The organism is Bdellovibrio sp. HCB2-146 (genome assembly GCF_047345725.1).
Taxonomy (GTDB): domain Bacteria; phylum Bdellovibrionota; class Bdellovibrionia; order Bdellovibrionales; family Bdellovibrionaceae; genus Bdellovibrio.
Genome location: NZ_JBLEQP010000001.1, coordinates 136,245 through 150,036, shown reverse-complemented (window position 1 = coordinate 150,036; position 13,792 = coordinate 136,245). Strand labels below are relative to the sequence as shown.

At 45.8% G+C, this 13,792-nt stretch carries 14 protein-coding genes; 9 read left to right on the top strand and 5 right to left on the bottom strand.

Annotated features, from left to right (window positions below; all coding sequences use genetic code 11):
* Positions 1-14: 14 nt before the first annotated feature.
* From ACLWOR_RS00720 to ACLWOR_RS00710, 3 genes are all read right to left on the bottom strand, one after another.
* Complete coding sequence (locus tag ACLWOR_RS00720) at positions 15-812, bottom strand: hypothetical protein (RefSeq protein WP_413938740.1); 798 nt, start codon at positions 810-812, stop codon at positions 15-17.
* A gap of 399 nt (positions 813-1,211) precedes the next feature.
* Complete coding sequence (locus tag ACLWOR_RS00715) at positions 1,212-1,904, bottom strand: HAD family hydrolase (protein ID WP_413938739.1); 693 nt, start codon at positions 1,902-1,904, stop codon at positions 1,212-1,214.
* A gap of 65 nt (positions 1,905-1,969) precedes the next feature.
* Positions 1,970-3,526: an FAD-dependent oxidoreductase gene (locus tag ACLWOR_RS00710; protein ID WP_413938738.1), complete on the bottom strand. Its 1,557-nt coding sequence runs from the start codon at positions 3,524-3,526 to the stop codon at positions 1,970-1,972.
* A gap of 216 nt (positions 3,527-3,742) precedes the next feature.
* Here ACLWOR_RS00710 and ACLWOR_RS00705 point away from each other — a divergent pair, with 216 nt between their 5' ends.
* Genes ACLWOR_RS00705 through ACLWOR_RS00685 form a run of 5 tightly spaced genes read left to right on the top strand, consistent with a single transcriptional unit; the run spans position 3,743 to position 9,249 of the window.
* Positions 3,743-5,287 carry a hypothetical protein gene (locus tag ACLWOR_RS00705; protein WP_413938737.1) on the top strand — a complete coding sequence of 515 codons (1,545 nt, stop codon included), beginning with the start codon at positions 3,743-3,745 and terminating at the stop codon, positions 5,285-5,287.
* Positions 5,288-5,301: 14 nt separating this feature from the next.
* On the top strand, positions 5,302-6,999 hold the full coding sequence (locus ACLWOR_RS00700; protein ID WP_413938736.1) for a hypothetical protein: 1,698 nt from the start codon (positions 5,302-5,304) through the stop codon (positions 6,997-6,999).
* Entirely contained in the window at positions 6,996-7,697 is a 702-nt protein-coding gene (locus tag ACLWOR_RS00695; RefSeq protein WP_413938735.1) for a hypothetical protein, read from the top strand. The genes ACLWOR_RS00700 and ACLWOR_RS00695 overlap by 4 nt, the downstream gene beginning before the upstream one ends.
* 18 nt (positions 7,698-7,715) lie before the next feature.
* Entirely contained in the window at positions 7,716-8,732 is a 1,017-nt protein-coding gene (locus ACLWOR_RS00690) for a hypothetical protein (RefSeq protein WP_413938734.1), read from the top strand.
* A 40-nt stretch (positions 8,733-8,772) separates the two neighbouring features.
* Positions 8,773-9,249, top strand: a complete 477-nt coding sequence (locus ACLWOR_RS00685; protein WP_413938733.1) for a YceI family protein — start codon at positions 8,773-8,775, stop codon at positions 9,247-9,249.
* Between the two features lie 77 nt (positions 9,250-9,326).
* On the opposite strand, the gene ACLWOR_RS00680 is transcribed toward ACLWOR_RS00685, so the two are convergent.
* Together ACLWOR_RS00680 and ACLWOR_RS00675 are read right to left on the bottom strand one after the other, a co-directional pair.
* Positions 9,327-9,944, bottom strand: a complete 618-nt coding sequence (locus ACLWOR_RS00680) for a hypothetical protein (RefSeq protein WP_413938732.1) — start codon at positions 9,942-9,944, stop codon at positions 9,327-9,329.
* 15 nt (positions 9,945-9,959) lie between these two features.
* The gene (locus ACLWOR_RS00675) at positions 9,960-11,126 is read right to left on the bottom strand and encodes a hypothetical protein (RefSeq protein ID WP_413938731.1); all 1,167 of its coding nucleotides are present in this window, start codon (positions 11,124-11,126) and stop codon (positions 9,960-9,962) included.
* An 83-nt stretch (positions 11,127-11,209) separates the two neighbouring features.
* On the opposite strand from ACLWOR_RS00675, the gene ACLWOR_RS00670 reads away from it, so the two are divergent.
* The 4 genes from ACLWOR_RS00670 to kdsA are packed head-to-tail and all read left to right on the top strand — an operon-like array spanning position 11,210 to position 13,751.
* Positions 11,210-11,869 carry a PilZ domain-containing protein gene (locus tag ACLWOR_RS00670; RefSeq protein ID WP_413938730.1) on the top strand — a complete coding sequence of 220 codons (660 nt, stop codon included), beginning with the start codon at positions 11,210-11,212 and terminating at the stop codon, positions 11,867-11,869.
* Between the two features lie 60 nt (positions 11,870-11,929).
* On the top strand, positions 11,930-12,640 hold the full coding sequence (gene folE / locus ACLWOR_RS00665; protein ID WP_413938729.1) for a GTP cyclohydrolase I FolE: 711 nt from the start codon (positions 11,930-11,932) through the stop codon (positions 12,638-12,640).
* Between the two features lie 9 nt (positions 12,641-12,649).
* Positions 12,650-12,865 (top strand): SlyX family protein, encoded by a 216-nt coding sequence (locus ACLWOR_RS00660; RefSeq protein WP_413938728.1) that lies wholly within the window; start codon positions 12,650-12,652, stop codon positions 12,863-12,865.
* A 31-nt stretch (positions 12,866-12,896) separates the two neighbouring features.
* Positions 12,897-13,751 (top strand): 3-deoxy-8-phosphooctulonate synthase, encoded by an 855-nt coding sequence (kdsA, locus tag ACLWOR_RS00655; protein WP_413938727.1) that lies wholly within the window; start codon positions 12,897-12,899, stop codon positions 13,749-13,751.
* Positions 13,752-13,792: the final 41 nt, after the last annotated feature.

Here is a 13,792-nt window from a genome sequence, read left to right as displayed (position 1 = left end):
TTGAGGGGACAGGTTTAGAAATCCCAGCCGTAGCCGACTCTCATAATGATTTGAGTGGCAGAAGAACTCGAATTGTCGGGGAACATCGAATAAGAGAGTTGCATAGGGATGTAAGTGTTTCTGCTTAATTTATAATCAGCGCCGAGGACGCCTACAACCGTATTGTTGATCGAAATTTTAGAGGTATCGAGAATGTTTGACGACTTGTTAATCGCATAAAGGAAGCCCAAGCCGCCGCCAGCAAAGAAGTCCCAGCTGCGACCGCTATAGAACTGATACTCAACTTGGCCTGTGATTCCAAGGTAACCGATCTCAACCGTACGGTTGACGCCTGATTGATCACCGCTGGCGTTCAAAGTTTCATACCCGGCAAGGAGACGAGCGTAGATTTTACTATCCAACTGCATTTGATAGTAGCCAACCAAGTTGAAGCTGCTACCTGAGAGAGAAACAGAGCCCGACGCTGGTTTTGCTGTCATCGAGTTCATTGAATAACCAACTAAGACACCGCCGCGGCTTTTGCCAGAGCTACCACCACTTGCTGAGTCAGCAGAACTTGAAGAGCCACCCGCTTGCTCCATTTTTTCCAAAGAGAAGTTGGCTTGCAGAGTTCCTTTTTTAAGATTTGCAATAGCGCGCCCCTGTTTCACTTGAGAAACTTCCAGAATGGCTCTTTTTTTACCGGCACCATCGCGCGCAAGGAAGAGATTCCCCACTGCTGAAGCTTCACCTTCTAGGTCGATGAGGGCTTTATTATTCTTAACTGAAAGGATTTTAGCCGCCTCGGCGTGAGGAGCTAACAACATAAGCATAGAAATGAATAAAGCTGTGGTAGTTTTCATACTCAGCCTATCGACACTTTTGAGCTTTTCCTGAATTGATAATTGCGAGTCTCATACGAAAGATTGAGAGCCCTGTTTCGATCTGAGACGCTCGACAAAGAAATGCCAGATGAAGGTCAAGTTTAAGAGCGAATTCCGTGCAGAGTTACATGGGAATTTCTCTATCAATAAAACGAAGCGGTGCGATAATGAAGCTGACTCCTGATAGTGTGCTTACGATAAAAAGTAATAATCATATCAAAGAGTCAAATGAGGAACGGTATACACCAAAGTGATTTGGTTTACCACATAAGGAGGAAAACAATTAAAGATTCATTCCTAACAAGAAGCAATTCAAAGTAGGAAAGCAATCAGCTATTCAATTGGCAATTAAATGTTTTCACTTAGTCCTCGATGCCCGCGTATATCCAATACGTGGGCATTCTTTTTTCTCATAGTGTGGAGCAAATCATCGGGATCCTTATAAACAGCAACCGCGTCTTGCAAGTCGCGCTCTCTCCAGCCCCCACAGGTAAAAGCAATTGTTTTAATTCCGCATTCTTCAGCGGCGTCAACTGCATAAGGGCTTGAACCCAGCATCAGCAGTTTCGAAGCAGGCAATTGAATTTTTCGAATCGCGACCTCAATAGGGGACTCGTTGCTGTCGGTGGTGTCTTTTGCACTGACGTATCCTTCGATGTAGGAAAGCAATCCAGTTTGTTTTAAAAGCGCTTCTAAGTCTTCTTCTGTCGCAGAACTGACGACAAAAATTTTATATTCACGGTTCAACTCTTGTAAGAGCTGTTGAGCAGAAGGAAAGGGTTTGATCGATTTAAGATAACGTTGATGGAATATTTCACGGCGAATATCGCGAACTCGCTGGGCCTCTTTGGATTTGAGTTGTAGTTTGCCAATACGCGAAAGCAAGGTGTCGCTGCCAAGACCCAAATTATCTCGCACTTCTTGATAAGTGGTTTCAATGCCAGCTTCTTTTAAGGCCTCATGCCAAGACTGGGCGTGTGCCAGATTGCTGTCTACAAAAGTTCCATCTACATCAATCAAAAGACCTTCAATTTTTCTCATGCCTACCTCATTGCTCGAACTCATTAAATCTCGACGTATACAGAGAATCTAGAGCCCCTGATAGATTACATGGACTTTGTTTTCTCGCGCGACAGTGGAGGCGTCGGGACGGACTTCATTCCACCCAGGGCGGGCCCGTTAATCACTTCTCCGGTACAGGCGAAACGCGATCCGTGACAAGGACAGTCCCAGGTTTTTTCTTTATCATTCCAGTGCAGAGGACCGGCAAGATGCGGACAGACTGCAGAGAAAGAATGAATGTTGTTGTCTTCATCACAGAAGACAGCGATTTCGCGCAAGCCGTCCTTTAAAATACGACCTTCTCCTGCTTGCATGTCTGCAGGCAAACTGTCATGGCGAACGTGAAGATGTTCCTCATAGGGAAGAGTGCTTTTAAAACCTTCTTGAACAAGTTGAGGCATCGCTCGTAAACTCACGCGGCTGGGATCATAAACATCCGACCACTCGTTACGCACATTTTGAATGAGATCGCGCAAAACTGTACCTGCCAGAGTTCCGTGTGTGAGTCCCTGACCTGAATCGCCACTTGCGATATACACATTGTCTTTGTCTCCCGGATTACGACCGATAAACGCCAGGCCATCGAAGGGCTCAATGATTTGGCCTGACCACTGATAAGAAATTTTTCCTGAAACGCCCAAACGTTCACGCGCCCATCTTGCCAGCTCTTCATGCGGTGGTCCCTTGTCAAATTTTTGACCGACACGATGGTCTTCGCCGCCGACAAGGACGGTGTCTATGCCTGGTGAAGTGGATTCAATGAGGCGCACATAGTGATAAGGATCTTCTGTATCCCACATTAGAATATCGGGGAAAGTCCCGGCTGGAACATCAATGCCGATGACATAGGTGCGGTAAGCTGCTTCTTTCGCATGAATTTTGACCCGATCGTTTACGGGAACATTGGTGGCAACAACGATATGTTGTGCTGTTACTTTGTGCCCAAAATCGGTGGTGACATAGGCGTTTTCTCCACCTTGAAACTCGACAACGGAAGTTAAATTAAAAACTTTCCCTTTCATTTGCTGAATGGCTTTTAAAAGTCCGCTGAGATATTTCAGAGGATGGATGCGGGCTTGGCGAGGAAAGTGTATGCAGGGCCCCAGTGTCGCAAAGTAGCGTGGTGAAACTTCGAGTGACATATCGCGGAATCCAATTCGGCGACAGGCTTCCATTTCATCTTCTAAAAGTGAAGAGCGCGTCGAAGGGCTTAAGAATAAATACCCGTCGACGCGTTTAAAATCACAATGAATATTTTCTTCTTGCACAATTTTTTCGATAAGGTCTACAGCATCACTATGGCTTTCGTAGGCGAGGCGAGCGCCCTTAACTCCATGAATGTGAATAAGATGTGTGAAGCGGTCATCTAAGACGTAAGACAAATGTGCACTGGTATGACCTGTTTCATTTTGCCCAAAGCTGCCACGATTTAAAACTGTCACGCGGTAACCATTTTTGAGAAGAAGATAGGCCGTCGTCAAACCTGCAATACCGGCACCCACGACGCAGACATCTGTCTCGAGATTTTCGCTTAAAGCAGGAAGAGCAGGAAGATCGATTGACTGCCAAATAGATGTCGAGTTCTGTTCCGCATGAAACATAGGATCTCCTTATCATTCGATAAGACTCCCGATTCTTAACGGGGCTATCAAGTTTTCGCTCTTGTTTGTTTTATAAAACAAAGCGTGTCGTTGTGAGACAAAAGGCGTTTCGAGGATTTTTTCGGAACGCTTTTCAGTGTCTAGATTTGAGATTTGCTTATGTAGGTTTTGGTCTCTTCCGAATAAACCTTGTAGTATATTTTTTGGGGGAACGAAATGCAGAAAGTCAGATGGGCTCTAGGGGCCTTTCTCACATTTTCTATTGCTAAAGCGCAGGTGCTTTCGGAGCCCGCCCTTTACAATCGTTGTTACTCCCATCTCACTGGAAAACCAGTTCCGCTAACAAGTACGATCATGCCACAAGTCAGAGAAGGAAAGGTGAAAGCACTCACTGCTTGCGCAAGTCTTCTTGATAAATCGCAACTCTCCTCCGGCGGCCCGCTGGTGAACTACGCCGACGGCGAAGCACGCTCTGTTCTCAACAATCTCTATGCATTTCACCGCACTTGGTTTTCTGGAAATACGATGGAGCAAATTCAAGATTACAGTGCGGAGATTTCATTAGGCACGATGGATGTCTATGACACAACAGAGCCAGCGTTGGCGCTCACTCGCGCGGCATTAGCTCAAGGCGCTCGCTATGCCGATGTTTTGACTTTGGGTGTGGGAGTTGCCGCCATTCGTGAAGAGAATCAAAAAATCCGCGCGCAAATTGGTTGGAACATCACAGCTCCGGGACGCGCGATCTATGGTAATAACGGCGCATACGATTTGAATGTGGTGAATTTCCGCCATTACACCGCACCATTTAGCGGTGACTCGAATGCGGGATTTTCTTATTTTGCCCAAATGCCTAAAATTGCCGTGGGTGAACTCACGGGTATTCGTCCTCGTACAGGTGATGTTTTCACGGTGCCCAATGTTTCATTAGCGCCACTTGCAAGTGATCGCCGTGGGAACGAGCAACCAGGTCTGAACTATAGTTATAATTTCTATAGCACGATGGGTGGGGGAGTCTTAGGTTCTCCGATCTATATGCTTTTAAACTTCGGTCATGGTTTTGGTGTGAACTCAAACGGTGCATTGAAATTGCCACGTCGCTGGTCGCAGTCCAATATGTCATCATTCTTGTGTGCCGAACTCCCAGCACTCCGTGAATCAGATATCCAAGCATTTATCATTGGCAATTCCACAACGCCATTTCGAAATTCTGCAAGCTGCGTGCTTTGCCATGCCAGCCTAGATCAAATGGCCTACACGGCTCGTAATGCTGTGGTTGCGAACTCTGACTATTTCCAAATTTCTGCAGGTCCGTACAACCATGCAAAACCTGTGATGATGCTTGCGACCTATCGTCAAGAAATAGCTTCCGTGAATGGATGGCCATCAGAAACAGTTCCTGATTTCCATCGTCAAGTGGCTTCGGGGCGTTTGTACTTCCGTTCTGTCACGGGAGAACTGATCAATCGCTCGGTAACCGGAGTTGCACAACTCGGTGCTGCGATGTCCGAGACATCCGATTTTTATCAATGCGCAGCTAAAAGATATTTTGAATATCTCAGTGGAATTAAAGTCGCACTTTATGATCGCCAAGATCCAAAGAACGCGCCTTTAAATGAATCTCTAAGCGCACAAGCAGCAGCAGATCGCGTGTATATCGAAAAATTGGGACAGGAATTAAGAGCGTCACAATCAATTCCTAACTTGATTAAAACAATCATGGCTTCAGATTATTATCGCCATGCGAATTACCGACCATAGACATTGGGGGAAAAGTGTCAGGGGATAAAAAAGGCTTTAACAGACGTGATTTTATGACAGGAACGGCAGTTCTTGGCGCGTCTGTATTGACGCCGACTCCTGTTGAACGCTTGGCTGAGGTACTCACTCGTGGTTTGATATCGCGAGCTCAGGCTGAGTCTATTGGTATTGAAGGACCCCGCAATTATTTAAATATTTTGATGTTCGGCGCACCTCTTCGCTATTGCTTTGATCACTGGATGAGAACCAAAGCTTCCGATCCTGCATTGGAATTCAACCCGATGGTCGCAACTAAAATGGTGAGCTCAGGCGGGCGAGTTGTCGGAACTGAAAACGCGACATTTAACTATAACGGAACTTTAGTTCCACATATGTTCTCGCATTCAGTTTATAACGGTAAAGGTGCGCAACGTCCCCTCACAGATCTTTTAAATCACATGTTGGTGATTCGTGGATTCGGAACGGGATTTGATGGTCATGCCTTTAACGTGATTGCACAACAATCACCCGTCGGCGGTATTGCCACGCTTTCGGGTGTGGCCGCTGATATGTCGAAAAAAACTTTCGAGGCTGTGCAGTGGCCAGATCGTGGCTCGGTGAGCAGTTACACTTCGATGAACGGGAAAGCTTTAAACAAGCTTGCGGGCGCAACACCACTAAAATCATTGCTGGAAGGTTTTGGTTCTCCTCAGCAGGGACTTGTTATGGGTCGCAATGTGAAGGACCGCAATCGTGCCGCCTATGATCTCGCGCAAGCACGACTGAAAGCTTATGCTCGATCTAATTATGCTGGAGCTAAAAATTTATCCCTGAATATGACTAACGCTGTTGATTTGATGAAAAAGGGCACGAACAATATTGATTCGTTCTGGCCGGCAGCGGTGGCTCGTTATAAAAGTGTGATCGAACTTAGCATGCGCCAAAGTGGGCTTGCGGGGATCAGCGATGTTCCGATGATCTCAGCACAGAATGAACTTTGGAAAGTTCACGTAGCCGCTGGCAATCGTGGTTTGATCGTCGGTGCCAATTCAGATTTCAGAGATGCTATCAAAACAATGGCAGCCATTGATCATTTGGCGGAAGGTTTAGCGATGGCGGAGTACGTCTTCCGCGAAAATCTAGTGACGTCCTTAGAAATTTCAACAGGGGAACTGTCAGGTTTAAATATTTTAGAGCAAAATGTGGCGCAGTTTGTTTCCCATGTCGGAATCAAAGACATGCATGAAACCGGTGCGATCACAGGCCTTCTGATCACAGCTGCGTACTTCCGCGGTTTATCAGCTGGCATCTTAGAATTAATGGATCAGCTAAAAGGCATTCAAACGTCGACGGGTACAGCTTGGTCCGATACTGTGGTGCAAGTTATTTCAGATTTCAATCGCAGTGCGCGCATCAGTGGTGGCGGCAGCGATCACGGCTACAATCAAATGGTCACAAGCGTTTACACAGGAGCTTTCGATAAAGGACCTTACGTTGTCGGGAATATTCATCTCTCCGGTCACGGTGGTGGATACGCGGGAACTCAAGGTATTGCGGCTCCGATTTCTGGTTACACACAAAAGCGCATGCCAAATCCAACAATGGCGGCTTCAACAGTCACTGCATTGTTGAGAGTGAATAAGAATCCTTTCGAAAACTTGGCGGCCCCTTTGGTGCGCCTTGAAAACGGCCGCTTGGTACTTGCCAGCGAAGCGAGCATAGTGAGGGGATGATGAGAAAACTGGGGGGGACATTCCAATTTCTTATCGTGTTTGCGGCACTCACTGTGTTGACTCAGTTGTATCAAAACTGTGGTCAGGTGGGTTTGTTAAGCTCGAATGAATTTGCGAGTCTCTCTATGGGAGACGCTGGTATGAACGATCAAAATCACCCTGCGCAAAGCAAAGTGTCTTCGGGGCAACGAGTTTTGGCGATGAATAAAACTTATGTGGCAGAACTTGTTCGTGAAGTTTTCACCTCAGCAAATTATCCTGTGCCGGCATTAGATGCTTTGATCAATCAATGGATTTTATATCGAGGTGCTCAGTACGGTGTGGGATGTAATCCCTATGACACTTACTCCACCCGCGATTGCGGCGGTGGAATGTCGGGAGCAAATCTGCCTTATCATGTGGATGATAATACAGTTCGCGAGTCCTTTCGCATTCAATTTTGTGAACACGCGTTGGGGACGGATAATGGTGTGAATGCGGTCTTAGAAAAAGTTTCGAATCGCTCGGTGGCACCAACGGCGGCCGCCATCGCGCAAATTTATTTGTTCTTCTATCGGGGCGATGAAGCTCCAAGTGATGTGATTGCATCTTTATTAGATATGGATGTGACTCTAGCGAAAAACAATGAGAGCGTTATCAATAGATGGCGCGCCGTTATTCTGCAAATCTGCGAATCGCCGGGTTGGCAGTTGCAGTAGGGCACGTAGGGGGGAGTTATGAAGAAAAAAATATTAGCGGGCATGGCCGTAGGAATTCCTCTGTTGTTGCTAGGTTTTCAGAACTGCAGCGAGTTTCAGCTGACAGATGAAGTTGTCTTTGACCAAAGTCTCACGGACTTGGCGATGTCGCTGGATAATAAACTTTTGCCGGGACTTCTGCAGAGTAGTGATATCGTTTATTGGAACCCAGACGGTCTGGGAGATTCCATCAAGAAAAATCCCATTCTCGCAAAAGAAATGGGTTACGTGATCGCCATTGGTCGCAATGCTGCTGGAAAAATTATCTCTGTTGATTCCGGATCAATGTCGGAAGAAGGCAGCATCTTAGTACAAAATGGAAAAATCCGCGCCACACGCTATACCAGTTCAACAAGTTATGATTATTTGGAAGTGAATGTACCAAGTGCCGGTGACAAGATGGTCCTGGCCGCATCTTTCGGTGAAAAAGCGGGAAGCTTCACCTTGATGGTGAATGGTGTGATTCAAACAGGGACTGTCACCAAAGTAGGAACGCCTTTGGATTTTTCATACCTTGCGAAAGGTGTTTCTCTTTCTGGTACAGCAGGCGTGGTTGATGAAGTCATGGTTTATGGAAAAGCTTTGACCAATGCGGAGCTAAATGTTCTTTCGAGATATGTTGCGAGCAATAATGGCATTAAGAATGTTATTGTTGATCCAGCACTGCTGTCGGATCCATCAGTCATTGGTGGTAACGGTGGCGGCGGTGGAACCACTCAGCCAAGTGCTGCATTTACTGCTGCAAAAGCCGTTATCGATGCTCGCTGTTTAAGTTGTCACAGTTCGGGATCTAGTTATGGAGATTTCTCAAACTTGACTGAAGCTCGTGCAAAACAATTGTCTTTGGTGATTCCAGGTTCACCGGAATCGTCAAAAATATATTACAGATTGACTGGATCTAGTGGATCAAATGGACCCAAAAATATGCCAAGCGGAGCCTCAATCTCAACTTCAGACGTGAAGATTGTCAGCGACTGGATTTCTGGAATTAAGTAGCCTAAACTATTTTTTAAATGGATCTATAAGGAGAACCACTATGAAGTTTGCAGCAGCAACGCTAGTTTTGTTTTTTTCACTCACATCTATGGCACAAGAGGCTACCGTCGACGTGACGTTGAATCCGATGGGGGATTTCAAAGGTAAAACGTCTGATGTTAAAGGGAATGCAACAGTAAAAGGAGATGAAGTATCAGCGACTAATATCGTTGTTAACTTGAAAAATCTAAAAACGGGTGTTGAGCTTCGCGATAAACACACGCAAAAATATTTAGACACAGGTAAGTTCCCAGAAGCTGTTCTTTTGAGCGCAAAAGGTAAAGGCGGAAAAGGCACGGGTCGTATCCGTATCAGAGGCGTAGAAAAAGATATTTCTGGTACCTACAAAGTAGAAGGTAAAACTTTGAAAGCGCAATTTGATTTGAACATCGCTGATTTTGGTATCAAAGATATCAACTACATGGGCGTAGGCGTTGAAGACAAAATTACTTTGAACGTAAGCGTTCCAGTAAAATAGTTCGATTCGAATCAAAAATAAAAAAATGGCAAGAGGGTCTCTCTTGCCATTTTTATTTTGTTTCAGATGAGAATCTTTTAGAAGCGGTAGTTCAGGCCGATTCTCCACAGGGTCCCGCCTTCACCGACGTGCCCCAAACCTTGATAGAGCTCCCAATCTTTCGCCAAGCGAAGATTAAGGTCACCCATCGCCATCACATTTGGATTTTTACCGCTTTCAGCTGTGACATTTGTCGTTGTATCGTCTGGCCATTCCAAGACGCGATTAAAAATCATCAAAGTTGTTCCGAAATTAATTCGGCCGCTCAGACGGTAAAACGCGCGAGCGGAAGCTCCGAGCATCGTGAAGGCGATTTTATTTTGCTCATAAAATCCAGGGCTTCCACCATTGGCTTTTCCCGCACCGATGTGAGCACCCATCGACCAGCCCCAACGCACATACGTATAATCTTTTTGTACCGAAATAATAAAGCCACTGAGATTGGCAATCGAATTTGTCGTCACACCAAATTGGCGCAGACGAAGTTCTTCACTCCACTGAACCAAGGAAATACCGACATTCCAATTTTCCAAGCGCTGCACACGGCCTCGCGTTGCTGATGCAGCAGGAGCCGGAGTTGCGGTTTCACCTTCTTCTTGAGCCCACAGTGGAAGAGCAAGGAAAACCAAAAGACTTGTTAGTAAAAGTTGTTTCATATGCTTCCTCACGTCCTAGTAAGACAAATGGTATTGTGCTTGGAATGCCCAGGCGTCCTGAATGGCCATAGTTTCGTCGTAAGCTTTACCGTTGATAAACATCAAACGAAATTCGGAGCGTGGAAGAGGGAAGAGTAAAGCACCAAAGCTCCATCTCATCAGTTCTGCAGAGCTGTTTTCGATATCAGCACGAGTTTGTTCGATCGTAGATAATAGGTTGTATCCGCGACGCAGGTTGATCAGTGTTTGCACATAAGCATAGGATCCAAGCTGTTTGGTTCCTGTTGCTTTTGTTGTGACTTCTTTCAGTCCCGCCTCGGCAATCAAAGAAGACCCCTTCGTCAGACCCATACGAGTTTGAACACCCGCAAGATTGTATTTTCGAACGTCACTCTCAGAGCTTAAGATAGAGCCACCGACTTTGAATTTTTCATAGACTTGATATTCGCCGGTTGCGGAATAACCTTTTTGCTTATTTGCGTCGTCTTCTTCAGCGGCATTTCCAACAAAACCGTTCAGAGCCAAATCCCAGTCGGAATAAGTGATGTGGAGGATAGCTCCTTGCGATTGACTGTATTTATCAAGCCCGATTCCCGAACGACTGTATGCTGTATGGTCAATTTGACGAACACCATAAGCAATATCCATCTGCCCCAGGTACAGCCAGTAGTTGTTCGTGATTTTCGCGCGCAAATAATACTCTTTCATGAACCATGTATTTTGTTTTCCATAATACGGTTCAAGAGCGGTGTAAGACGGAGTGGTCACTAACACGTAATCTTGCTTTTTGTTCAAGATGAAATTGAGATTCACGTCCGCTTGCATGTTGATGAAGCGTTCCATTCTCTGATCTGTGCCCAATCCGTTTTGCAACCATAAACCGCGGTATTTAATCCCCGGGCGAATCCACCATGGGAGTGGCTTGCTGCCTAAAAAACCCGACATCGCCGCGATCTCTTCGTCTTCCATAGATTTAGGGAAGACGTCGCGTGCAGTGATCTCCTGAGCGAAGAGCGCTCGACCGTAGTCATTCAGAGCACCGCTGCCAAGACCGTTAAAATGGCAGGTAATACAAGATGAGTAACCGTAGCCGATAAAATCGGGATACGCGTGACTTACTTGTGTGTAAGAGAAAATGGACACCAACGAAAATAGGGATGTAATAAGTATTGAGTGTTTCACAGTGAGACAATTCTAACCCGCCAAATGCGAGAAGCAATTAAAAAAAGCTCGAATGGGAATGTGTTTGCGCCGATAATATAGGCATGAAGCATTCGAACCGCGTGATCGCTCTTATCATCGCTATTTTACCAATCTACGATCTGTATTTGGGCCATGAATATGGTCAGTCAATTTTCACTCCACTCGAGTGGACATTGATTGTCGGAAGTGCATTGAGTTTGCAAATACGTCACAAGTCAGCATGGATGATGGGTCTTCTGCTGATGAGTATATTTGTACTCAAAATGGCAAAAGAGCGCTTTTTCCCTGTTATCCAAGATGAAGCAGAGCCCATGGTTCGTGCTGCAAAATTCCTCGGTGCGATGATAGGGCTGTTTGTTATTGGCACGGTCGGGCTGTTGTTCCGATATCCTTATTTGGATCGCCGTCAAAAGTGGTTAGGTCCTACGGCAGATCGCTATATGGTACAGCTACCGGTTACGATCAATGGTTCCATTAGCGCGGAAACGGTGGACCTTTCGTATACGGGAGCCCACATTCGTTTGAAAAATGAGAGTGAAAATATCCAGGGAGGCGATCGTATTTCGCTGCAAATCCCCGAAATTTCAGATCTGGTCTGCCAGGCTCAGGTCATTGCCCGTGAAAAGGATTCATTACGAGTTAATTTCGACAACGTCGAGGGCTCTAATAAGGATATCCTGCGCCAATGGCTGCTCAGCCAAGATGTTCCCAAGAAAGCGTAAAACACCTGTAGCCCTCAGACTTATTTTGCGCTAAAAGAGTGCAAAATAAGTTGAGGCGTCATGGCAAAGAAAACTACTAAAACTTCCAAAAAATCTTCTCCAAAAGTTGTTAAAAAAGCATCAGATGAAATCGTTCTCAGCACAAAATCGATTCTGGACAATGTGCGTCCAACGCCGATGAAACACAACGGTCTTAGCAACGAAGATAAAATCCAAATCATCTCTGAAAAGTTCACTGAGATTATGGAAACGCTGGGCTTGGATTTGGAAGATGACAGCTTAAGCGATACGCCTCGTCGCGTGGCAAAGATGTATGTGAACGAAGTTTTCGGTGGCTTGGATCCACATAAGTTTCCGAAAATGACGGTCATTGATAACAAAATGAACTATGATCAGATGATCGTGGTGCAAAAAATCAGCAGTTTATCTTTCTGCGAGCATCACTTTTTGCCAATCGACGGTTATGCCACAGTTGCTTATATCCCGAACAAAAAAGTGATCGGTCTTTCTAAGATCAATCGCATCGTGCAATTTTTCTCGCGTCGTCCCCAGGTTCAAGAGCGTCTGACGAAACAGATCGCTGATTGTTTGCAATACGTTTTGGGCACGGAGCACGTGGCTGTTCATATCAGTGCAAAACACTATTGCGTGATCATGCGTGGAATTGAAGACACAGACAGTGTGACTTCCACAGCAGATCTTCGTGGTCACTTCAAAAGCAAGATGGACACTCGCGAAGAGTTCCTTCAACACTGTAAAACAAAGGTCTAAGTCTTGAGTATGGATTCTGAACTCGAAAAACGTTTCGTTGATGTTGAGACGAAGGTCACTCACCAGGAATTCCTGGTCGAGCAGCTCAACGAAATCGTCTATCAGCAGCAAATCAAGATCGACCAATTGGAAGCTGCTCTCACGAAACTTGCCAAGCGTATGGCACAGATGGCGGCAGGGGAAGCCGAAATTGGTCCTGCTAACGAGAAGCCACCGCATTATTGATCTTGGCCCTATTTGGGGCTATGCTCTCTGAATGCAAAATAAAATCGTAAAAATTGGAAATATTGAAGTCGCAAACAACAAACAATTCGTTTTGTTTGCGGGTATGAACGTTTTGGAATCTCGTGACCTTGCGATGCAAGTGTGCGAGCACTTCGTAAAAGTCACAGACAAACTTAAAATTCCGTATGTGTTTAAATCTTCTTTCGACAAAGCCAACCGTTCATCGATTCACTCCTATCGCGGCCCGGGCATGGAAGAAGGCCTTAAGATTTTCCAAGAATTGAAAAAAACTTTCGGCGTAAAAGTCATCACAGACATTCACGAGATTCATCAGGCCAAACCTGTGGCTGAAGTGGTCGACGTGATTCAATTGCCAGCCTTTTTGGCTCGTCAAACAGATCTTGTGGAGGCAATGGCACGAACAGGTGCTGTGATTAACGTGAAGAAGCCGCAGTTCTTGGCTCCAAGCCAAATGGGGAATATCGTCGAAAAGATCGAAGAGTGTGGTAATGACAAAATCATTCTTTGTGACCGTGGCACATGCTTTGGTTACGATAACTTGGTTGTCGACATGCTGGGCTTTACTGTGATGAAGAAAGTTTCTAAAGGCAGCCCGGTTATCTTGGATGCCACTCATGCCTTGCAAATGCGTGAGTCGGGTGGAGCCGCTTCCGGTGGTCGTCGCGCGCAAGTGGCAGAGCTTTCTCGTGCTGGTCTTGCTGTCGGTATCGCCGGACTTTTTATCGAAAGCCACCCAGATCCAGATAAAGCAAAGTGCGATGGACCGTCAGCTCTAGCGCTGGCCAAGGTCGAGCCGTTCTTGCAGCAAATGAAAGCTATCGACGATCTTGTGAAATCTTTCCCAGAACTCAATACCGAAAAATAAGGGAGCGAAAGCTCCCTTTTTTATTTCTTCTTTCGACTCGC